Source organism: Sphingomonas sp., from assembly GCF_024508665.1.
Classification (GTDB): Bacteria; Pseudomonadota; Alphaproteobacteria; order Sphingomonadales; family Sphingomonadaceae; genus Sphingomonas.
Genome location: NZ_JANINP010000004.1, coordinates 260,896 through 281,518 on the forward strand (window position 1 = coordinate 260,896; position 20,623 = coordinate 281,518).

At 65.5% G+C, this 20,623-nt stretch carries 19 protein-coding genes; 8 read left to right on the top strand and 11 right to left on the bottom strand.

Features of this window, described 5'->3' with window-relative positions:
* Window positions 1-95: 95 nt before the first annotated feature.
* From Q0L25_RS08430 to Q0L25_RS08445, 4 genes are read right to left on the bottom strand one after another with little or no spacing between them, the layout of a single operon-like run.
* Window positions 96-1,592 (bottom strand): Ppx/GppA family phosphatase, encoded by a 1,497-nt coding sequence (locus Q0L25_RS08430; protein WP_296613300.1) that lies wholly within the window; start codon window positions 1,590-1,592, stop codon window positions 96-98.
* 1 nt (window position 1,593) lies between these two features.
* Window positions 1,594-3,765, bottom strand: a complete 2,172-nt coding sequence (locus Q0L25_RS08435; RefSeq protein ID WP_296613302.1) for an RNA degradosome polyphosphate kinase — start codon at window positions 3,763-3,765, stop codon at window positions 1,594-1,596.
* Window positions 3,762-4,406, bottom strand: a complete 645-nt coding sequence (locus Q0L25_RS08440) for a chromosomal replication initiator DnaA (RefSeq protein WP_296613304.1) — start codon at window positions 4,404-4,406, stop codon at window positions 3,762-3,764. Before Q0L25_RS08440 ends, Q0L25_RS08435 begins: the two co-directional genes overlap by 4 nt.
* Complete coding sequence (locus Q0L25_RS08445) at window positions 4,403-5,671, bottom strand: heavy-metal-associated domain-containing protein (RefSeq protein WP_296613306.1); 1,269 nt, start codon at window positions 5,669-5,671, stop codon at window positions 4,403-4,405. Before Q0L25_RS08445 ends, Q0L25_RS08440 begins: the two co-directional genes overlap by 4 nt.
* A 63-nt stretch (window positions 5,672-5,734) precedes the next feature.
* Here Q0L25_RS08445 and purM point away from each other — a divergent pair, with 63 nt between their 5' ends.
* The 4 genes from purM to Q0L25_RS08465 all read left to right on the top strand — a co-directional run bounded on the left by purM (window position 5,735) and on the right by Q0L25_RS08465 (window position 8,408).
* Entirely contained in the window at window positions 5,735-6,829 is a 1,095-nt protein-coding gene (gene purM / locus Q0L25_RS08450) for a phosphoribosylformylglycinamidine cyclo-ligase (RefSeq protein ID WP_296613308.1), read from the top strand.
* A gap of 78 nt (window positions 6,830-6,907) precedes the next feature.
* Entirely contained in the window at window positions 6,908-7,420 is a 513-nt protein-coding gene (purN, locus tag Q0L25_RS08455; RefSeq protein WP_296613414.1) for a phosphoribosylglycinamide formyltransferase, read from the top strand.
* A complete protein-coding gene (locus Q0L25_RS08460; RefSeq protein ID WP_296613310.1) occupies window positions 7,417-7,794 on the top strand; it encodes an MmcQ/YjbR family DNA-binding protein in 378 nt (125 codons plus the stop codon). Before purN ends, Q0L25_RS08460 begins: the two co-directional genes overlap by 4 nt.
* Window positions 7,791-8,408: a hypothetical protein gene (locus Q0L25_RS08465; RefSeq protein WP_296613312.1), complete on the top strand. Its 618-nt coding sequence runs from the start codon at window positions 7,791-7,793 to the stop codon at window positions 8,406-8,408. Before Q0L25_RS08460 ends, Q0L25_RS08465 begins: the two co-directional genes overlap by 4 nt.
* Window positions 8,409-8,439: 31 nt before the next feature.
* On the opposite strand, the gene Q0L25_RS08470 is transcribed toward Q0L25_RS08465, so the two are convergent.
* From Q0L25_RS08470 to Q0L25_RS08485, 4 genes are all read right to left on the bottom strand, one after another.
* Window positions 8,440-8,973, bottom strand: a complete 534-nt coding sequence (locus Q0L25_RS08470; protein ID WP_296613313.1) for a GNAT family N-acetyltransferase — start codon at window positions 8,971-8,973, stop codon at window positions 8,440-8,442.
* Window positions 8,963-9,385, bottom strand: coding sequence for a nucleoside-diphosphate kinase (ndk, locus tag Q0L25_RS08475; protein ID WP_066819859.1), 423 nt, complete (start codon window positions 9,383-9,385; stop codon window positions 8,963-8,965). Before ndk ends, Q0L25_RS08470 begins: the two co-directional genes overlap by 11 nt.
* 102 nt (window positions 9,386-9,487) lie before the next feature.
* Complete coding sequence (locus Q0L25_RS08480) at window positions 9,488-9,928, bottom strand: DNA polymerase III subunit chi (RefSeq protein ID WP_296613315.1); 441 nt, start codon at window positions 9,926-9,928, stop codon at window positions 9,488-9,490.
* Window positions 9,929-10,029: 101 nt separating this feature from the next.
* Window positions 10,030-11,487 carry a leucyl aminopeptidase gene (locus tag Q0L25_RS08485; protein ID WP_296613318.1) on the bottom strand — a complete coding sequence of 486 codons (1,458 nt, stop codon included), beginning with the start codon at window positions 11,485-11,487 and terminating at the stop codon, window positions 10,030-10,032.
* Between the two features lie 165 nt (window positions 11,488-11,652).
* Here Q0L25_RS08485 and Q0L25_RS08490 point away from each other — a divergent pair, with 165 nt between their 5' ends.
* The 4 genes from Q0L25_RS08490 to rsmA all read left to right on the top strand — a co-directional run bounded on the left by Q0L25_RS08490 (window position 11,653) and on the right by rsmA (window position 17,161).
* Entirely contained in the window at window positions 11,653-13,899 is a 2,247-nt protein-coding gene (locus tag Q0L25_RS08490) for an LPS assembly protein LptD (RefSeq protein WP_296613320.1), read from the top strand.
* 76 nt (window positions 13,900-13,975) lie between these two features.
* Window positions 13,976-15,328, top strand: a complete 1,353-nt coding sequence (locus Q0L25_RS08495) for a peptidylprolyl isomerase (RefSeq protein WP_296613322.1) — start codon at window positions 13,976-13,978, stop codon at window positions 15,326-15,328.
* Between the two features lie 13 nt (window positions 15,329-15,341).
* Entirely contained in the window at window positions 15,342-16,349 is a 1,008-nt protein-coding gene (gene pdxA, locus Q0L25_RS08500) for a 4-hydroxythreonine-4-phosphate dehydrogenase PdxA (RefSeq protein ID WP_296613324.1), read from the top strand.
* Window positions 16,346-17,161 carry a 16S rRNA (adenine(1518)-N(6)/adenine(1519)-N(6))-dimethyltransferase RsmA gene (gene rsmA / locus Q0L25_RS08505; RefSeq protein WP_296613326.1) on the top strand — a complete coding sequence of 272 codons (816 nt, stop codon included), beginning with the start codon at window positions 16,346-16,348 and terminating at the stop codon, window positions 17,159-17,161. Before pdxA ends, rsmA begins: the two co-directional genes overlap by 4 nt.
* Window positions 17,162-17,316: 155 nt before the next feature.
* Here rsmA and Q0L25_RS08510 read toward each other — a convergent pair whose 3' ends face one another.
* The 3 genes from Q0L25_RS08510 to guaB are packed head-to-tail and all read right to left on the bottom strand — an operon-like array spanning window position 17,317 to window position 20,497.
* Window positions 17,317-17,826 carry a tetratricopeptide repeat protein gene (locus Q0L25_RS08510; RefSeq protein WP_296613328.1) on the bottom strand — a complete coding sequence of 170 codons (510 nt, stop codon included), beginning with the start codon at window positions 17,824-17,826 and terminating at the stop codon, window positions 17,317-17,319.
* 32 nt (window positions 17,827-17,858) lie between these two features.
* On the bottom strand, window positions 17,859-19,043 hold the full coding sequence (locus Q0L25_RS08515) for an RsmB/NOP family class I SAM-dependent RNA methyltransferase (RefSeq protein WP_296613330.1): 1,185 nt from the start codon (window positions 19,041-19,043) through the stop codon (window positions 17,859-17,861).
* Window positions 19,040-20,497 carry an IMP dehydrogenase gene (gene guaB / locus Q0L25_RS08520; RefSeq protein WP_296613332.1) on the bottom strand — a complete coding sequence of 486 codons (1,458 nt, stop codon included), beginning with the start codon at window positions 20,495-20,497 and terminating at the stop codon, window positions 19,040-19,042. Before guaB ends, Q0L25_RS08515 begins: the two co-directional genes overlap by 4 nt.
* Between the last annotated feature and the right edge of the window lie 126 nt (window positions 20,498-20,623).

A 20,623-nucleotide genomic window follows, 5' to 3' on the forward strand; every position in this document is an offset into this window, starting at 1 on the left:
CGCTACTCAAGCCGATGGTGTGCGGATACGGATGCGCAGGCGGCGGCACCGCGCGGTTGGCGAAGTGACAAGGCGCGATTGACGCCTGCCTCGGCCTAGCTGGTGAGCAGCGGCGTCCTATCGCAGATTGCGGCCAACGCCGCGTGGCGCTTCTGCACGGCTTCGCCGTAAAGCGCGATATCGCCCGGTGCGAGATGCAGGGTCAGCGCCGATCCGTCTTCGCCCAGTTTGGACCGCTCCAGGGGCCCGGCGACACCGCCCGACAAGCGCTGTCCGAGGCGCATCGCCAATCCCCATTGCGCAGCGCGTTTGAGGTCTAGCGCCGGTGCCAGCACGTTGAGCGGCTCGGGCGTGCCGGTGCCACCGCCCAGCGAGGTCCATAGCGCCTGTGCGATCAACGCGCGGCCGCGGCCGTCGACCGCCACCCAATTGCCGTGCAGCGCGATCTCGACACCGCGCTCAGCGCGGAATTCCGGATTGGCGTGCCAGCCAACATCGGCGAGCAGACAAGCGGCGCGACGCAGCCGCTCCATCGTCGGCGCGTCCTGAAACAAGGGCGAGATCCAGCGATCGAGCAGGTCGCCATGCTCGGGAAAACGGCCAAGCCGCCTCCCCTCCTCGCGCGTGGCGACGATCAGCGGATCTTGCCGGCGCGTTTCGGCATCGAGCGCTTCATACAGCAAGCCTTCGCGCAAGCCGAAGCTGGAGACGATCGTGCGATCGCTCTTGAGGTGACGAAGCAAGGCCGCGAGCAGCGCCGCAGCGTCGTTGAGCATCGGCGCGCGCTGCGACGAGATTCCGGGTACGGCTTTCAGCGTCCCCTTGCCGCTGTGGCTGACGCTGCGCACCAACCGGCCGATCGTGGCGGGCGACATCGCATATTGCTGGATGATGGGCAGTGGATAATGCCGCAAGTTCATGTCGAGCCGCGCGAGGCTGCGCCACGATCCGCCGACCAGATAGAGCGGCAGTCCCTTGCCCTTGCCAGACCAACCGGCTTGTTCGACCAGCTTGGCGACGCGGCGGTCGATCGTCCCTTTGCCCTTGGCACGCAGTGCCGCGATGCGGAGCACGCCGAGCGGGAAAGACACTCGGTCGCGAATCTCCCCCTTCTTGACGCGCACGAGTTCCAAGCTGCCGCCGCCAAGATCACCGACGATGCCATCGGCATCAGGAATGGCGGAGAGCACGCCCATTCCCGCGGCGGTGGCTTCCTGTTCGCCCGACAGCACTTCCACCGGTAGTCCTATCCGCGCCGCGGCGTCGAGCAGCACCTGCCCGTTACCGGCGTCGCGCACCGCTGCGGTCGCGACCGTCCGCAGGCTCTCCACTTCCATTTCGCGACACAATGCGGCGAACCGTTCGAGCGCCTCGATCGCGAGCTCCAACGCCTCGGGCGCCAACTGGCCCGTTTCGGCAAGCCCTCGGCCCAGCCCCGCCATGACCTTTTCGTTGAACAGCGTCGCGGGCAGCCGCGCGGGTCCTTGGTAGACCACCAACCGGATCGAGTTCGATCCGATGTCGATGATGGCCGCGCGGGGCGGCGATGTGGCCGATTCGGGTCTCGGCTTGCGGAACAGGAGAGTCGCCACGCTAACGGCGCCGCGTCAGCGACAATTTCGGCACCGCGCCACCTTCCAGCGCGGCACCCCGCCCCGACAAAGACGGGTTGGTCATGAAATAGCGGTGCAGGTTGAACGGCCGCGGACCCGGCTCGACACGATCATAGGTGCCGTCTGCATGCAGAACCCAACTCTGCTCGGTATCGATCAGGTTGGCGACCATCACCTGATCGAGGATCTGGTCGTGCACGGTCGGGTTGAGGATCGGCAGCATATATTCGACGCGGCGATCGAAATTGCGCGGCATCCAGTCGGCCGACGAGATGAAGATCTTGGCACCGTCATTGGGCAGCGCCTTTCCGTTGCCGAAACACCAGATCCGGCTGTGTTCGAGGAAACGCCCGATCACCGATTTGACCCGGATATTCTCCGACATGCCGGGTACGCCGGGCCGCAAGCAGCAGATGCCGCGGATGATCAGATCGATTTCCACGCCGGCATTGGACGCTTCGTATAATTTCTCGATGATCGCCGGGTCGACCACCGAATTCATCTTCGCCCAGATCGCGCCCGGCCGCCCCTCATTGGCATTGGCGATCTCGGCATCGATCAGCGCGGTCAGCCGCGTGCGCATGTCGCGCGGCGAGATGCCGACCAGTTTCAGCGTCGGTTCGACATAGCCGGTGACGTAGTTGAATATCTGCGCGGCGTCGCGGCCGATTTCCGGATCGGCGGTGAAGAAGCTGAGATCGGTATAGATTCGTGCGGTGACCGGATGGTAGTTGCCGGTGCCGAAATGGCAGTAGGTGCGATATTCGCCGGCCTCGCGCCGCACGACCATCGAGACCTTGGCGTGCGTCTTCCAGTCGAAAAAGCCATAAACGACCTGGACCCCCGCGCGTTCGAGCGCTGAGGCCCAGAGCAGGTTCTGCTCCTCGTCGAACCGCGCCTTCAGCTCGACCACCGCCGTCACCGACTTGCCCGATTCGGCCGCCGCGATCAGCGCGTTGATGACTGCTGATTGCTTGCCGGCTCGATAGAGCGTCTGCTTGATCGCGACGACGTCGGGATCGGCCGCCGCTTGCTTCAAGAATTCGATCACCACCTCGAACGTCTCATAGGGGTGATGAACGACGATATCCTTGGCCTTGATCGCCGCGAAACAATCGCCGCCGAATTCACGGATACGTTCCGGAAAACGCGGGCTGAACGGCACGAACTTCAAGTCCGGCCGATTCTCGTCGATGATCGCCTCGAGGTCGTGGACGCCCAGGAAAGCGCCGCTTTCGGTGACGAACGCATCGCCCCCGGCCAGCTCCTCGCGCAATACCACGCCCAGTGCCTCGGGCATGCCCGATTCGAGTTCGAGCCGGATCACCCGCCCGCGCCGCCGCCGCTTGATCGCATTGGCGAAATAGCGGACCAGATCCTCCGCCTCTTCCTCGATCTCGATATCGCTGTCGCGCAAGACGCGGAATTCGGCCGCGCCGTTCACCGCGTATCCCGGGAAGATCAAGGTCGAGAAGCGCTTCACCAGCGATTCGACCGCGACATAGCGTGCCGGCTCACCCGGCAGCCGCACGAAGCGGGCCATCGCCGCGGGCAGCATGACCAGTTCACGGATCATCTCGCCGTCCGACGCGCGCGTCAGGTCGAAGATTACCGCCAGCCCCTTATTGGGCATGAACGGAAAGGGGTGCGCGGGGTCGAGCGCCTGTGGCGTCAGGATCGGAAAAATCTGTTCGCGGAAATGGTTTTCGAGCCAAGCCGCCTCATCCGCCGTAACCGCCTCGTCGATCTGGCGCGAGCCGAGCACATGGATTCCCGCCTCGGCCAATTGGTGACGCAGGTCACGCCAGACGCTGCGCTGATCCTCGACCAGCGAATCGGCGCCGGCGACGATCGCGGCCAGTTGTTCGCGCGTGGTCAGGCCATCAGGCGAGCGGCGCTCGACCTCCTGCTTCTGTTGACCCATCAGCCCGGCGACGCGGACCATGAAGAATTCGTCGAGATTGGAGCCCGATATCGACAGGAACCGCACGCGTTCGAGCAAAGGGTGGGCGGTGTTGCACGCCTCTTCGAGCACCCGGCGGTTGAAGGCGAGCCAGGACAGCTCGCGGTTGAAATAGCGTTCGCCGCTTTCGCCGCTCTCGAACGGATCGTCATCGTTGGCGAGGCGCGCGATATGGGCGGGGCGAGTCATTTTTCACCTTGTTGGGTGGTGTCGGCTGCGGACGGCTGGGCAATGATTCCCGCCTCGGCCAGTGTGGCCCTTGCCAGTGGAATCGACAAGCGCTTGCGGCGTTCGAGTACCTCCTGATCGAGCACGTCGACGACACGTTCCACCGCAATGAAACTACGTTCGAGGCGCGCGATCAGCCATTGGATCAGGTCCGGCCGCGCATCGAGTCCCCGGCGCAGAAATTGCCGTTCGAGCAGCGCCTGCATGAGCGCATCGTCGGGCGCGCCGATCTCGGCGATCGGGCTGGCGGCGAGCCGCGAACGCAGATCGGGGATGCCCACTTTCCAGGCCGGCGGCGCGGCATTGGCGACAAACAATTGCGGGCGCCGCGCGGCCTGGGCTTCATTCCAGGCATGGAACAGCTCTTTTTCCGGCCGCAGATCGGCGTCGTCGACGATCCTGCCGCCGCTCCGGCTGGCGAAGACCCGCGCCAGCAGGCTGCGCCCCGACTTGCGCGGACCGACCAGCAAGGCGGTCATCACCGGCCAGGTTCCCCAATGTTCGAGCTGATGAAAGGCATGGGCATTGGACGGAGTGACGAGGAACTCGTCGTCGCCCGGTCCGGGCGGCCAAGCCAGCGGCAGGCCGAATTGCTGGCTCATCCGGTCGGTCGGTCTTCCGACGGGACCGACGGCGGCGGCAAAGTGGGCCGCCGGATCCGGAGCGTCGCGCCGCTGCGGCCGACCTGGAAACCCCGCGCTTCGAGCGCTGACGCCAAAGCCCCCGGATCGCCGCTATAGTTGAGCCGCATCACCGACACGCCACCGATCGCCATGCTGGTGGTGTTAGCGCCGCTGACGCCGGGCACGCCGCGGACCGCGCCCTCGATTGCCGATACCGAGGCGGCGCTCGGCGTATCGAACTGGAGGGTGATTGCAGCGCCGCTTGCGACCGCTGTCGTGGCATCGGCAGTCGTCGCCTCGCCGGTCGGCGTATCGGTCGGCGTTGGGGTTGCCGTCGGTGTCGCCTGGGGCGGCGGAATATAAGCGAGGCTGGGGTCGACGCCGAGCGCGCCGTTGCGCAATCCGTCCTGATAGATGGTGTCGATCCGCTTCACGCCAGCGTCGAGCAGTGCCGGCACGCCGGCTTCGCTGTCGACGCGCAAGGCGAATCGCGCCATCAAATCGTTGTCGGGGCCGTGGCGCGCCTCGAACACGCCGACGACGGGGCCGCCCGGCCATTGGCGATAGAGCGTGACCGACGGCACCAGCACGTCGGCCGCGGCATATTGGTCGAGCACGCTGCGCCACCAGCCGCGATCGCGCCGTCCGGCCTGGCCTTCATTGACCAAGAGCGAATCGGCGCCGACGCCGGTCGGGCGGACGTAATCGACCGAGCTGTCGCCGGCCCGGAATCGCTGCCAGGCATCCGCCCAGGCCGTCTTCTGCTCGAATGCGACCGCACTGCCGCCGGACCACTGGACCGGAATGAGTAGCATCGGCGCGGACCGCGAAATGTCGCCGACCGCGCCCATCAGTCCGCCCAGCCGCGCTCGGCTGAACAGCACGCCGAGTTTGGCGATATAGCGATTGGGGCCGATCTGCTCGTTCTGGATGACGATGCCGGTGACCATCGAATCGAGCACGCTGTCCGCCGGTACGCCGCCGCCGCCGCCGAATTTCGACGACAACATCTGATAGGCCTTGCGCTGGGCAAGGCGCCACCCGGCGATCCGCGCGGATTCGGCATCCGGGCCGCTCACGTCGACATCGACATTATCGACCTGATAGCTGCCCGATGCGTCGATCGGCTGGTTGGTGTCGATCTTGTCGCCGCTATCGTCTTGTGCGGCGACCATCCCGGCAGCGCCGGCAAGAGCGAGGGCCGCGGCTAAAGCGGAGGCATGGAAGAAACGGCTGCGGCGCATGTCGGCGCCCTTTTGGCGAAGCAGACGTGGAAATCCAAGCGTGTTGTCGCTAGTCGCGTCCGTATGAGCGAGAATGAGCCCTACACTTACGCCCAGGCGGGCGTGTCCATCGAGGCCGGAAACGCACTGGTACGCGCCATCGGGCCGCTCGCCAAGGCGACGCGCCGGCCCGGCGCCGACGCTGATCTCGGCGGCTTCGGCGGGTTCTTCGATCTCAAGGCGGCGGGATTCAACGACCCGTTGCTCGTCGCGGCGAATGACGGCGTCGGCACCAAGCTGAAGCTCGCGATCGACAGCGGGCGACACGACGGCGTCGGTATCGACCTAGTCGCGATGTGCGCCAACGACCTGATCGTGCAGGGCGCCGAGCCGTTGTTCTTCTTGGATTATTACGCGACCGGCAAGCTCGACAATGCGATCGCCGAGCGCGTTGTGGCGGGTATTGCCGAGGGCTGCCGCATCGCCGGCTGTGCATTGATCGGTGGCGAAACCGCCGAGATGCCCGGCATGTATGCCGACGGCGATTACGATCTCGCCGGCTTCTGCGTCGGCGCGGTCGAGCGCGACCGGGTGCTGACTGGCAAGGATATCGCGGCTGGGGACTTAATTCTGGGCCTCGCCTCCTCAGGGGTTCATTCCAACGGCTATTCGCTGGTCAGGCGATTGGCGGCGGACAAGGGCTGGAAGCTCGATCGCCCCGCCCTGTTCGATGCCGATACGCTGCTGATCGACGCGCTGATGGCGCCGACGCGCATCTATGTAAAGAGCTTGCTACCGCTGATCGCGGAAGGCCGGATCAAGGGGTTGGCGCACATCACCGGCGGCGGGTTGCTCGAGAATATTCCGCGCGTGTTGCCGGATGGCGCGCATGCGCGGATCGACGCTGACGCATGGGAGCAGCCACGGCTGATGGCGTTCCTGCAGGCGCAGGGCGCGATCGAACCAGAAGAAATGGCGCGCACGTTCAATTGCGGGGTCGGGATGGCCGTCGTGGTCGCTGCGGCCGAGGCCGAGGCCGTGACGGCGGCGCTGACTGTCGCGGGCGAGACGGTGCTGAGGATCGGTGCGATCGAAGCGGGCCAGCGCGGTTGTACGGTAGTCGGTTCGGCCGGCACCTGGAGCGCCCGCGCCGATTGGACGGCTACGCATAATGCGTGAACCTCATCTCCCTTCCCGCTTCCGGGAGGGTAATAATTGAAAAAAGTCGGCATCCTGATTTCCGGCCGCGGGTCGAACATGCAGGCGATCGTCGAGCAGGCCGGCGACGCTTATGAAGTCGCGGTCGTCGCGTCGGACAAGCCCGACGCACCCGGTCTCGCCTGGGCGCGCGAGCACGGCATTGCGACCTTCGCGCTTTCGCCTAAAGGCATCGGTAAACTCGCCTATGAAGCGGCGATTTCCGCTGCGCTCCGCGAAGCCGGCGTCGAGATCGTGGCTTTGGCCGGCTATATGCGGTTGCTGTCGGATGAGTTCGTCGCCGAATGGCGTGGGCGCATCATCAATATTCATCCGTCGCTACTGCCCAAATATAAGGGCCTCGACACGCACGCGCGCGCCATCGCGGCAGGCGACGAGGAAGCGGGATGCTCGGTGCATATCGTGACCGAGGAACTCGACGCCGGCGAAGTGCTGGGACAAGCACGGGTGCCGATTCTGCCGGATGACGACGCCGACACGCTGGCTGAGCGGGTCCTGGCGGAAGAGCATCGCCTTTACCCGCGGGTTCTGGCAGATTTCGCGGCGCGATGAGTCCCGATCCCGACGCTGACCTGAAGCGGATCCGCGCGATCTGCATGACCTTTCCGGAAGCAGCCGAGAAGCTGTCACATGGATCGCCGGCCTTCTTCATCGAGAAGGGTAAGGTCTACGCCTATTTCTGGCATAACCATCATGGCGACGGCCACACTGCGGTCATCGTCAAGACCAGCGGGCGTGAGGAGCAGGCGATTCTGGTCGAGATGGACCCCGATTTCTATCACGTGCCGCCCTATCTTGGCCCGTCGGGCTGGATCGGGATGGAATTGAACGGCGACGCGACAGATTGGCAGCGCGTCGAGGACAGGATCGCGATGAGCTGGGAAATGGTGGCGCCGCGTCGCCTTCTGGAGGCCGGCGGACGATGACCGAATCCGCTCCCCCATCGCCGCCTTCCGAAACTCCCGCCGAACGCGCCGAAAAGGCGGCGATCCGGCGACGCTGGATATCGCTGGCCGAATGGGTCGGTATCGCCGCCTTGCTGATATCGGCCGCAGGCTTGTGGATGAGCCGGTCGGATCGCAAGGCCGATCAGGCCGAACGCGCGACCGAAAGCAAGGAGAAATCGCTCGTCGCCTTCACCGCGTCCCGCAGCGGCAGCCATGTGCTGACGCTCAACGACCCCGATCACCGCATTCAGGAGATCGATGTCACCTTCCCGCCAGCGTTAGGCGTCGATACGCAAACAGGGCTGACCAGCCCGCAGATCGACGCGAATTGGTTCGAGCGCGCCTTGCTCAAGGTCACCGACAAGGGCGCCGACAATCGCGAAGGCCGCCTCCCTGTGCTTATCACCGCGACCTGGTGGGACGGCGACACGAAGAAGACCGACCGGGCGATCTATCAGGTCCGGTGGAAAACAGCCGGGCGCCTGCTCGGCGGCCGCAAGCTCGAGCTCGAAGGCGCCAGCCTGGCCGAGCGTGGCGGAAGCCCGGCGCGGCTCGATGCCCTATGGGCGAAGGAAAAACCGGCGGAACAATAGGCGCCGCCCGTCCGCGCCCGGCGTCACCCGATCAAAGCTGTAGCGCGTAAATCACGTCGTCGCACAATGTAGCGCCGACCTGATATTGCCGTTCGCCGACCTTGGCGAAGCCCTGCTTCTGGTAAAATGCGCGGGCACGATCGTTGCCGGCATAGACCCCGAGCAACATGCGCTTGCAGCCCAGTCCTCGCGCATCGAGCAGCGCCTGCGCCATCAACGCCGGACCCAGTCCGGTACCATGCGCGCGCGACAGCGTGTAAATGCGGCGGAGTTCGATGTCGTCGGCGCCGGTTTCGACCGCAGGCAGATCGGGCGTGGTCAGCACCGAATAGCCGATCGGCGCTGCGCCGTTGGCGATCTCGGCGACGACGACGCGGCTAGCCGCCGCCTCGGCCCAATCCCGAAACGCGTCCGGGTGATTGGCCTTCGCGCAATGCGCAACGATGTCGGCACCCTGAAGGATGCCGGCGAAGGTCTCCAGGAAACAGGCGGAGGCGACCAGCGAAAGCGCCGCGGCATCGGCCGCGGTCGCTCGCTTCAGTCGCCAATCGGCGTCAGCCGACAATTTCTTCGGGCGTAAAGAAGAACGCGATCTCGATCGCGGCATTCTCGTCCGAATCCGATCCGTGGACGGTATTCGCCTCGATCGATTCGGCCAGTTCCTTGCGGATCGTGCCCGGCGCGGCATTCTCGGGGTTGGTGGCGCCCATGATGTCGCGGTTGCGCTGAACGGCGTTCTCGCCTTCGAGCACCTGGACGACCACCGGGCCCGAGATCATGAAGTCGACCAGATCGCCGAAGAACGGACGCTCCTTGTGCACCGCATAGAAGCCTTCGGCCTGCTCGCGGGTCATGTGGATGCGCTTCGACGCGACGACGCGGAGACCCGCCTCCTCCAGCATCTTGGTGACCGCGCCGGTGATGTTGCGGCGGGTGGCATCGGGCTTGATGATCGAAAACGTGCGGTTGGCGGCCATGGCGGTCGCTCGCTCCTCTATTGCTGGGGCTGTGGAAAACTGGCGGCTCCCTAGGCGGGGAGCGTGCCGGATGCAACCCGCGCGTTCGGTTCGAAGTCGAGTTCAGGCGGCCTTCGACCAGCGCCCGTTATCGTCCTGCTTCCAGTAATTGCGCTCGACGCCGTCGCGCGCCGCAAGCGATTTCCACGCCTCACGCGCTTCGACGATGCGATCGCCGTCGAAGAAATGGAACGCTCGGTCGAAATCGAGCGCTTCATCGCGCCATCGCCCATCGATCAGCGCGATATTGCGCGCCGCGTTGGTGGCAACAGGCGTATCGGCGATCAGCACCGGCTGAACCGCGTCGTCCTCGCCGCCGGCCTGGCCGTGCGGTAGGAAGCTGTCGGCGGCGAACGTCCAGAGCAGGCGGTCGATCGCCGTTCGCTGGGCCGCGTCGTCGCTGACCACCAGCAACCGTCCCCCGCCCGCCACGACGCGCTGGGCGATGCTGGGCAAGGCACGGTCGAGCGGGGTGACGGTGAGGTGGTAGAAATCGACTTGCAAGAAAAGCTCCCCTCCAGCTTGCGGGAGGTTTGGGGAGGGTCTGTTGACCTTCCCCACACCCCCTCCCCTAATCCCTCCCGCAAGCGGAAGGGTAATCCGGGTCAGCCTTCGTAATTGTCCGCAACGAAGCGGTCGAGCAGGCGCACGCCAAAGCCGGTCGCGCCCTTGTCATAGGTGTTCCCCGCCTTGTCGGCCCAGACCATGCCGGCAATGTCGAGATGCGCCCATTTGACGGCGGGTTCGACGAAGCGGCCGATGAACTGCGCCGCGGTGATCGATCCGGCGCCGCGCGGACCGACATTCTTCATGTCCGCGATCGGCGAATCGATCAGCTTGTTGTACGCATCGCTCATCGGGAAACGCCACAACAGGTCGCCCGACGCGCGGCCCGCGGCCAGCAACTGGTCGGCAAGCGTATCGTCATTGGCGAAGACGCCGGCATGCTCGTTGCCCAGGCTGATAATCATCGCCCCCGTCAGGGTGGCGAGATCGACGATCGCCTTGGGATGATGCGTGCGCTGCACCCAGGTAACGCAGTCGCACAGCACCAGCCGCCCTTCGGCGTCGGTATTGAGCACTTCGATCGTCTGCCCCGACATAGAGGTCAGGACGTCGCCGGGCCGGATCGCGTTGCCGTCGGGCATGTTCTCGACCAGGCCGCAGACGCCGATAACGTTCGCCTTGGCCTTGCGCGACGCCAGCGCCTTCATCGCGCCGACGACCGCGCCGGCGCCGCCCATGTCCCACTTCATGTCTTCCATGCCGGGCCCCGGCTTCAGCGAAATGCCGCCGGTGTCGAAGGTCACGCCCTTGCCGACGAGAGCGAGGTCGGGATCGCCCGGTCCTTTACCACTCCATTTGAGCGCCAGAAGTCGCCCTTCCTTGGCCGAGCCCTGGGCCACGCCGAGCAGCGCGCCCATGCCGAGTTCGCTCATCTCGTCCGGCCCGAGCACGGTGACTTCCAGGCCGAGACCTTCCACGCTCGCCAGCACGCGCTCGACGAAAGTCTCCGGGTAGACCACGTTGGGCGGCTCGGCGACCAAAGTACGGGTAAGGTCGAGGCCGCCGGTCACCGCGAAATTGTGCTGCCAGGCTGCTTCGGCGCCATCGGGAGCGCCGACGATCGTGGCCTCGGCAAAGGTCGGCTTCTGCTTTTCGGGCAACTTGGTGCGATAGGTATCGATCCGCCAGGCGCGCTGGGCCAGCGCGCCGGCAAACCGCCCGACCGCGGGTGCACTGGGCGCGACCGCGCCGAGATCGACCGCCGCGCTGATCGCATTGGTCAGCAACCGTGCTGTGACGGCGCCTCCCGCGCGTTCCCAATCCATCTCGCTGCCGTCGCCCACGCCGAGCAACAGGATGCGGTTCACCGCGCCATCGGCACTAACAAACGCTTCGGCAATCGAGCCCGCTTCGCCCTCGAACCGCGCGGCCGCCGCGGCCGCCGCGAGCACTTCCTGACCGCTACGGCCGCCAATCGCCGTGTCGAGCCCGTTCTTTTGCACCGGGATAACCAGTGCATCGGCGACAGGCAGCGTGGCGGCGAACTCGATCTTCATGGAATGCAACCTCAATCAAAAACACGAAATGCGTGCTGGACGCGCCTCTCTAGGCCGCTATTGCGCTGGCTGCAAAGGCCGGCCCCGGCAATTGCGGATCGGCGGCATGGATGCGATACCGGCGGCCCGGCATGTCAGGGACCGTCGCCGGAAAAAGGGTGTTTGGTGATCGTCACGCGTTCCGCATTTCTGGCCGGCTCGGCGATTCTTCTCGCGCTTGCGGCCGCGACACCGGCGTGCGCGCAGGACCTTCAGGACCGGCCGGTCGAGCTGCCGCCGCCGTCTGAAACGCCGGCATCGGCCGACCCCGACCAGGTGCAATTCTCCGCCACCACGCTGCAATACGACACCGACACGGAGGTAGTGACGGCGACCGGCGACGTGCGGATGTATCGTCAGGGCGACAAGTTGCGCGCCGACAAGGTCGTATGGAACCGCAAGACCGGCAAGGTCACGGCGATCGGTAACATCGCGGTGACCAATCCTCAGGGTGATACGGCCTATGGCGATCAGATCGACCTGACCGATTCGCTCAAGGACGGCGTCGTCGACAATATGCTCGTCGTGCTGGAACAAGGCGGGCGGTTGGCGGCGGTCAAGGGCGAGCGCAGCGAGAGTGGCGTCGTCACCTTGCGCCAGGCCGCCTATACGCCGTGTTCGGTGACCGATTCCGAAGGGTGCCCCAAGGAGCCCTCGTGGAAGGTCACGGCGGTCAAGGTCGTCTATCGCCCCGATCGCGAGCGGATCTATTTCACCGGCGCGCGCTTCAACCTGTTCGGCTTCGCCACCGTTCCGCTGCCCAAATTGTCGACCCCGGTCGGCAATGGCGCGCAAAGCGGCCTGCTCAGCCCGGATATTCGCTATAGCCGTACCAACGGGTTCGAAGTCGGCGTCCCTTATTATTTCCGGCTCGCGGACAATAAGGGCCTGACGATTACCCCGCGTCTGTTCACCAGCGTCGCGCCGATGATTCAGGCGCAATACGAGCAATTGTCGACCAAGGGCGCGTTCAGGATCACGGGCTACGGCACGGTATCTCCGCGAAGCGATCTGCTCGCGACACCCACGCCGGCGACGACGGAGAATGCGTTCCGCGGTTATCTGGATGGTGTCGCGCGGTATCAGCTCGATCCGAATTGGTCGGTTTCGGGCTCGCTCCGGATCACCACCGACCGTACTTTCCTGCGCCGCTACGAAATTTCCAACGACGACCGCCTTCGCTCGACCTTCAGCATCGAGCGGATCGACGCCAACAGCTATTTCGCGATCAACGGCTGGCTGGTGCAGACGTTGCGGCTCGGCGATCGCCAGGGGCTGCAGCCGATCGCCCTGCCCGAATTCGACTATCGTCGGCGGATCGATGGCATTCTCGGCGGCCGCCTCAACCTCCAGGCGAACACGCTCAGCATCGCGCGCACCGCCGGGCAGGACACGCAGCGTGCCTTTGTCAGCGCGCAATGGGATTTGCGCCGGATAACGCCGTGGGGTCAGGAAGTGACGCTGACCGCCTTCGCCCGCGGCGATCTCTACAATGCCAGCGACACCGCCGCGACCACCGTCATCAGCTATCGGGGTCAGAACGGCTTCCAGGCACGCGCCATCGCGGCGCTGGCGCTTGACGTCAAATGGCCGCTGGTCGGCGAATTCCTGGGTGGCACGCAGCGACTGACTCCGCGGTTTCAGGTCGTTGCCTCGCCCGCGACGCCTAACCTCAAGGTTCCCAACGAGGATGCGCGTGCGGTCGACCTCGAGGATTCGAACCTGTTCGCCCTCAACCGCTTCCCCGGTTACGACCGGTGGGAGGACTCGACGCGGTTCACGTACGGCCTGGATTATTCGCTCGACCTGCCGGGTATCTCGATCAACGCGACGATCGGACAGAGCTATCGCTTGTCGAGCAAGCCGACCATCTTCCCTGACGGTACCGGCCTGACCGATCGCTGGTCCGACATTGTCGGCCGCACCGAGGTGCGGTTCCGCGATTTCGTCTCGTTCGTTCACCGCTATCGGCTCGACAAGGATAATCTCGCGATCCGTCGTAACGAGGTCGACGCGACTGTCGGGACCAAGCGCACCTATTTGCTGGTCGGTTATCTTCGCCTCAACCGCAATATCGCCCCGACGCTGGAGGACCTGCGCGATCGCGAAGAATTGCGGGTCGGCGGGCGGGTCGGCTTCGCGCGCTTCTGGTCGATCTTCGGATCGACGACCATCGACCTCACCGACAAGAACGAGGACCCGCAGTCGCTGGCGGACGGGTTTGTGCCGATCCGGCACCGACTCGGCGTACAATATGAAGACGACTGCCTGCGGCTCGGCTTGACCTGGAAACGCGACTATCAGGATACCGGCGACGCCCGCGCCGGCAACAGCTTCCTCTTGACGCTGGCGTTCAAGAATTTGGGTCGCTAAGCATGGGTTCATGCGAAATCGGGCAGGCGTAGATAGTTTGTCGGGTGCGCCCGGTTGTTCATGGGGTTTCTTTCAGGTGAAAATTTTCTCGACTTCGGCGCGCATCGCGCTTGCGCTTGGGGCCGGCGCGATGATCGCGGCGAGCGGCGCCGCGATTGCCCAGACCGTACCCGATAACGGCGTGCCGCAGACCGGCCTGGATATTCCCGAGAACCTGCAGATCTTCGGCAAGCTCGATCCCAACGTCCGCAAGCCAACCGCGATCGTCAACGGCGTGGTGATTACCGGCACCGATGTCGACCAGCGGATGGCGTTGATCATCGCCGCCAATCAATATCAGCTCAACGATCAGGAGCGCGACCAGCTGCGGCTGATGGTGCTGCGCGGCCTGATCGACGAAGTGCTGCAGATCCAGGAAGCGAAGACCAGCGACATCACGATCACCTCGGCGGAGATCGACCAGGCGATGGGCCGCGTCGCCAAGAATTTCAACCAGCCGCCGGAAAAGTTCGGCGCCTTCCTGCGCTCGATCGGATCGTCGGAACGCTCGGTGCGCAAGCAGATCGAAGGCGAACTCGCCTGGCAGCGCTATCTTCGCCGCACGGTGGAGCCACGCGTCAACGTCAGCGAAGAGGAAGTGCAGTCGATCCTCGATCGCATGACCAAGGACAAGGGTACCGAGGAATATCACCTCTACGAAATCTATAAGAGCGCGGGCACCAATCCGCAGGCCGTCGTCGCCGGCATGCAGGGCATGATGCAGGCGATGAAAGATGGGAAGCAGACCTTCCGGTACTTCGCCCAGACTCAGTCGGAAACCACCACTGGTCCGAGCGGAGGCGACCTCGGTTGGGTAAGGGCCGCGATGCTGCCCAGCGAAATTGCGACCGCCGCGTCGCAGATGCAACCGGGGCAGCTTGCCGGGCCGATCGAGCTGCCTGGTGGGTATGACATCCTTTATCTGGCGGAAAAGCGTCAGGTACTGGGGATCGATCCGCTCGCGGCCAAGCTCAGTCTGAAGCAGGTCAAGATCACCTTCCCGGCCGGGACGACGCAGGAGCAGGCCCAGAGCCGCGCCGCGGACTTCGCCAAGGCGACCCAGGCGATCAACGGCTGCGGCGCCGCCAACCAGGCGGCGGCTGGCATGGGCGCCGAAGTGGTCGACAACGACTCGCTGACCGTCCGCGATTTGCCCCAAGCCCTGCAACAGATGGTCTTGAATATGCAGATCGGCCAGGCGACGCCACCGTTCGGATCGCCGTCCGAAGGTGTCAGCGTGCTCGTATTGTGCGGACGCGACGACGCCAAGGCGCCGACGCTGCCGAACGCGGCCGATCTGCAATATCAGATGGAACAGGAACGCGTGAACAAGCGCGCGCAGAAGATCCTGCGCGACCTGAGGCGCGACGCGATCGTCGAGTATCGTTGACGGAGGTCTGAAGATGACGGCCCTACCCCCGCTGGCAGTCGCGATGGGCGATCCTGCCGGGGTCGGTCCGGAAATCATCGCCAAGGCCTGGGCCCGCCGACGCGAGGAGCGGCTGATGCCGTTTTTCGCGGTCGGCGACGTTCGTGCGATCGCGCGCGTCTGGGACGGTCCGGTGGTGCATATCGACTCGCCGAACGGCGCGTCGGCCGCGTTCGACGACGCCTTGCCCGTACTGACGGTCGAAGACACTGGAGAGATCGTTCCCGGCCGTCCGGACCTGGAGGGCGCGCGTTGCGCGCTGCATTCGCTCGAGCTGGCGACCGGGCTGACCCGCTCCGGGGTCGCCGGTGCGCTGGTCACGGGCCCGGTATCGAAGGCACAACTCTATCAGATCGGCTTCACCCATCCCGGCCAGACCGAGTTTGTCGCCGAACGCGTCGGTGTCGCCGCCAGCGCGACGGTGATGATGCTCGCCGGCCCGACATTGCGCGTGGTGCCGGCGACGACTCATGTCGCGCTCAGCCAGGTTCCGGGGCTGATCACCACTGGCCTGCTTGTGGCCAAGGCGCTGGTCACTGCCCGTGCGCTGGCGCGCGACTTCGGCATTGCCAGCCCCAGATTGGCCTTTGCCGGGCTCAATCCCCATGCCGGCGAGCAAGGGGCGATCGGGCGCGAAGAAATCGACGTGATCATTCCGGCGGTGGAAGCGCTGGTGGCACAGGGAATAGACGCGACCGGCCCGATGGCCGCCGACACGATGTTTCATGCCCGCGCACGGGCAACCTATGACGCGGCGATCTGCTGCTATCACGATCAGGCACTGGTGCCGCTCAAGACGCTGCATTTCGACGAAGGCGTCAACATCACGCTCGGCTTGCCGATCGTCCGCACCTCGCCCGACCACGGCACGGCTTTCGGCATTGCCGGCCAGGACCGCGCCGAGCCGGGCGCGATGATTGCCGCTCTTCGCCTCGCCGCCGAAGCCGCCCAGCGCCGCGCCGACGCGCTCATCGCGGCGTGACGCCCGATCTACCGCCATTGCGCGAGGTTATCGCGCGCCATGGCCTGTCGGCGTCGAAGGCGCTCGGCCAGAATTTCCTGTTCGACGGGCAGTTGCTCGCGCGGATCGCGGCGATCCCCGGCGATCTGACCGATGCCGAAGTGCTCGAAGTCGGTCCCGGTCCCGGCGGATTGACCCGGGCCTTGCTCGCCGCCGGTGCCAGCGTCACGGCGATCGAACGCGACCGGCGCTGCCTGCCCGCGCTGGCCGAACTCGAAGCCGCGTATTCGGGCAAGCTCCGGGTCATCGAAGGCGATGCGCTGGAGGTCGACGCGCCGGCGCTGTTCGCGGGGCGGCCGCACGTGGTTTCCAACCTGCCATACAATGTCGGTACCGCGTTGCTCGTCCGCTGGCTGTCGGCCGACTGGCAGCCCTGGTGGCAAAGCCTGACCCTGATGTTCCAGCGCGAAGTGGCCGAGCGCATCGTCGCCACTACCGACAGTGATGCCTATGGTCGTCTCGCGGTGCTCGCGCAGTGGCGGTCGTCGGCGCGGATCGCGATGAACGTTCATCGCTCGGCATTCACGCCGCCGCCCAAGGTGATGTCGGCGGTGGTGCATATCGTGCCCGGCGAGCAGCCCGAAGGCGTTGCCTTTGCCAAGCTGGAGCGCTTGACAGCTGCCGCGTTCGGCCAGCGCCGCAAGATGTTGCGTCAAAGCCTGAAGAGCGTTCCCGGCGCGCTTGAAGCGCTGGAGAAAGTCGGGATCGATCCGGCACGACGTGCAGAGACTGTGTCGGTTGCCGACTTTGTCGCGCTTGCGCGGTGCATTTAGCCCTCTCCCGCTTGCGGGAGAGGGTTGGGTGAGGGTCTTCTTTCTTCTTCCAGGCGGCTCAACGCCAAAAAGAGAAAGAAGACCCTCACCTTCCCACCGCCTTCGGCGGCGGGCCCCTACCTCTCCCGCGAGCGGGAGAGGCGATTAGAAATTCGTTACTTCGCCGCTTCTGGCTTGTCCGGCACCTTGGTGGCCACCTCCGCGCTCGGCGGCGGACCCTTGGCGATAGCCGACGCCAAGGTCGTCGCTTCCGGGCACGGCTTCTTGGCACACAAGGTCTTGATCCGCGCCAGATTCTCGCGCGCCGCTTCCATCGCCCCTTTGGCGACCAACGCTTCGCCCTGCCCCCGCAACGCGGTCAGATCGTTGGGCTCGATTGTCAGCGCCTCACGATATAGCCGAATCGCCTTGCCCGGCAGGCCCTGGCGCGTCGCGACGCTGGCGAGTTCCAGGAAAGCGGCCCGGTTGCGCGGGTCGACCGCCAATGCGGTTTCGATCAGGTCGGTCGCGCCATCCAGGTTCCCCGACGCGGCGGCCGCGCGGCCCTGCATCAGCAAGGCCATCGACCGCGGGTCGATCTGCGCATCCGCGCGCTGGCCTTGCAAGGAAGTCGAAACGCTCAATCCCGCCAAAGCGATTGCGAGCGCTACGGGCGAAAAACGCATGATCTTCTCCACACGGGGCACAATATTATCGGCTAGCATGGCCGGATCAGCCGCGCGACAAAAAAGCCGTCGGTCGCATCGTGCGCCGGGGTGAGGCGTTTACCCGCGCCACGCGGACGACCCTGCGCGATCGGCACCTCGGCGGTCCATTGGGGGTGATCGGCAAGGAACCGATCAACCTGCCCTGCCCCTTCCGCGTCGAGCAGCGAGCAGACGATATAGACGAGAGCGCCGCCGGGCCGGACAAGGGTCGCGCCAAGATCGAGCAGGCGGGATTGCGTCGCGGTTAGGCGAGCGATCCGCGGCGGGCTCAGCCGCCAGCGCGCTTCCGGATTACGTCGCCAGGTGCCCGTGCCCGAACAGGGCGCGTCGATCAGCACGATGTCGGCGCGATCGGTCCAATCCTCCAGCGCGGTGGCTTCGCGATCGCCATCGAGCAAGCGCGTCTCGATGATCGTCGCGCCGGCACGCTCCGCCCTGGGCGCGAGCCGCGACAGTCGTGCGCGATCGACATCGCTCGCCAACACGATTCCGCGATTGTCCATCGCGGCAGCCAGCGCCAGCGCCTTGCCGCCGGCGCCGGCGCACAGGTCGATCACCTGCATGCCGGGTTGTGTTCGCGCAGCCGCAGTCACCATCTGGCTGCCGACGTCCTGGATTTCTATCAGGCCATCCCGCCAGGCCGGCAGCTGATCGACCATGGTGCCGGTCGGCAACCGCAACGCATCGGGCGCGCCGTCGACCAGGCGTGCCTCGGCGATTTGGTCGACCAGCCCGGCGGGCGTCGCCCGCAGCCGATTGACCCGCAAGTCCAGCGGTGCGCGATCGATCAGGCTGGCGATATCGGCCGGATCCAGTCCCGATTCCGCCAATTGCCGGCCTAACCAGCCAGGCACGCGCGATTCGACCGCGCGCGGTTCGGACGGGTCGATCGCTGGCGGCGCGTGCGCCGAGCCGTCGAACATCGCCGCGACCGCGGGATCGATCCCGACCAGCGCGACCATCGCCGCGCGCCCGGATGGGGGCGGCTCGCCGAAGCGGCGGATGGCTTCATAGACCAATTCGCGCACAGCGCGACGGTCCTTCGATCCGGCATAGCGTCGCGTCGCGAAATAACGGGCGATCAGCGTATCCGCGGCCGCACCGCCTTCGCGCGCGGCGACGATGATGGCGTCGAGCAGCTCGATCGCCGCCGACAGGCGCCCCCCAGGCGTCATCGCGTCGGGTAGTTCGGCGCCTCGCGCGTGATCGTCACGTCATGGACATGGCTTTCCTGCAAGCCCGCGCCGGTGATCTGGACGAATTGGGCGCGCTTCTGCAGATCAGCGATGGTGCGGGAGCCCGTGTAGCCCATCGCGGCACGGATGCCGCCGACCAGCTGATGGATGACGTCCTTCGCCGGCCCCTTGAACGCGACCTGGCCTTCGATCCCTTCGGGCACCAGCTTCATCTGGTCCTTGATATCGCCCTGGAAATAGCGGTCCGCCGACCCGCGCCCCATCGCGCCGACCGAGCCCATGCCGCGATAGGACTTATATGCGCGCCCCTGATACAGGAAGGTCTCGCCCGGCGCTTCCTCCGTCCCCGCGAGCAAAGACCCGATCATGCAGGTCGAGGCGCCCGCCGCCAGTGCCTTGGCCATATCGCCCGAGGTGCGGATGCCGCCGTCGGCGATCACCGGCACACCATGTTTGGCCGCAACCTCCGCGCAATCCATCACTGCGGTGAGCTGGGGAACGCCCACGCCAGCCACAACGCGCGTCGTGCAGATCGATCCCGGGCCGATCCCGACCTTGATTCCATCCGCACCGGCATCGATCAGCGCGCGTGTCGCTTCGCCCGTCGCGACATTGCCCGCGATCACCTGAACCGAGTTCGACAGTTTCTTCACACGCTCGACCGCGCGAGCGACGTCCTTGTTATGGCCGTGCGCGGTATCGATCACCACCAGGTCGAGTTCGGCATCAACTAGCGCCGCGGTGCGATCGAAGCCCTTGTCGCCGACCGTGGTCGCCGCGGCGACCCGCAACCGGCCAGCCTCATCCTTGGTCGCGTTTGGATAGGTGACGGCTTTCTCGATGTCCTTGACGGTGATCAGCCCGACGCATTTGAAATCGTCGTCGACCACCAGCAGTTTCTCGATCCGGCGCTGGTGAAGCAAGTGACGCGCTTCCTCGTGCTTCACGCCGGTGGCGACAGTCGCGAGGTTGTCCTTGGTCATCAATTCGGACACGGGCTGCTTGGGATTGCCGGCGAAGCGAACATCGCGATTGGTCAGGATGCCGACCAATTTGCCGTCGGTTTCGGTCACCGGGATGCCGCTGATACGGTGATGCGCCATCAGCGCCTGCGCCTCGGCCAGCGTCGCATCGGGCGCGATAGTGATCGGATTGACCACCATGCCGCTTTCATAGCGCTTGACCGCACGCACCGCGGCGACCTGTTCTTCCACCGATAGGTTGCGGTGGAGCACGCCGATCCCGCCCAATTGCGCCATGACGATCGCCATGTCCGCTTCGGTCACCGTGTCCATCGCCGAGGACAGGATCGGGATCGATAGCGTGATGCCACGCGTCAGCTTCGTCGCGGTATCGGCCTCGCTCGGCAGCACCTCGGACTCTGCCGGTACGAGCAATACGTCGTCAAAGGTCAGGCCGAGGCGGATATTCATGGGGAGTGCCAATCTGTCGAATCGCGGGTTGGCGGTCCATGTAAACGCGAGCCTTACGATTAGCTAGGGGTGCGGCGCGCGAGTCGCATTTCGCTATATTGGCGCCCACGATCTGCTACTATCCGG

Coding starts and splice junctions, on each gene's coding strand:
- Q0L25_RS08435 (WP_296613302.1), bottom strand. CDS start 3,765: ATGACTCGCCCCGCCCATATCGCGCGCCTCGCCAACGATGACGATCCG.
- Q0L25_RS08440 (WP_296613304.1), bottom strand. CDS start 4,406: ATGAGCCAGCAATTCGGCCTGCCGCTGGCTTGGCCGCCCGGACCGGGC.
- Q0L25_RS08445 (WP_296613306.1), bottom strand. CDS start 5,671: ATGCGCCGCAGCCGTTTCTTCCATGCCTCCGCTTTAGCCGCGGCCCTC.
- purM (WP_296613308.1), top strand. CDS start 5,735: ATGAGCGAGAATGAGCCCTACACTTACGCCCAGGCGGGCGTGTCCATC.
- purN (WP_296613414.1), top strand. CDS start 6,908: ATGCAGGCGATCGTCGAGCAGGCCGGCGACGCTTATGAAGTCGCGGTC.
- Q0L25_RS08460 (WP_296613310.1), top strand. CDS start 7,417: ATGAGTCCCGATCCCGACGCTGACCTGAAGCGGATCCGCGCGATCTGC.
- Q0L25_RS08465 (WP_296613312.1), top strand. CDS start 7,791: ATGACCGAATCCGCTCCCCCATCGCCGCCTTCCGAAACTCCCGCCGAA.
- ndk (WP_066819859.1), bottom strand. CDS start 9,385: ATGGCCGCCAACCGCACGTTTTCGATCATCAAGCCCGATGCCACCCGC.
- Q0L25_RS08485 (WP_296613318.1), bottom strand. CDS start 11,487: ATGAAGATCGAGTTCGCCGCCACGCTGCCTGTCGCCGATGCACTGGTT.
- pdxA (WP_296613324.1), top strand. CDS start 15,342: ATGACGGCCCTACCCCCGCTGGCAGTCGCGATGGGCGATCCTGCCGGG.
- Q0L25_RS08510 (WP_296613328.1), bottom strand. CDS start 17,826: ATGCGTTTTTCGCCCGTAGCGCTCGCAATCGCTTTGGCGGGATTGAGC.
- Q0L25_RS08515 (WP_296613330.1), bottom strand. CDS start 19,043: ATGACGCCTGGGGGGCGCCTGTCGGCGGCGATCGAGCTGCTCGACGCC.
- guaB (WP_296613332.1), bottom strand. CDS start 20,497: ATGAATATCCGCCTCGGCCTGACCTTTGACGACGTATTGCTCGTACCG.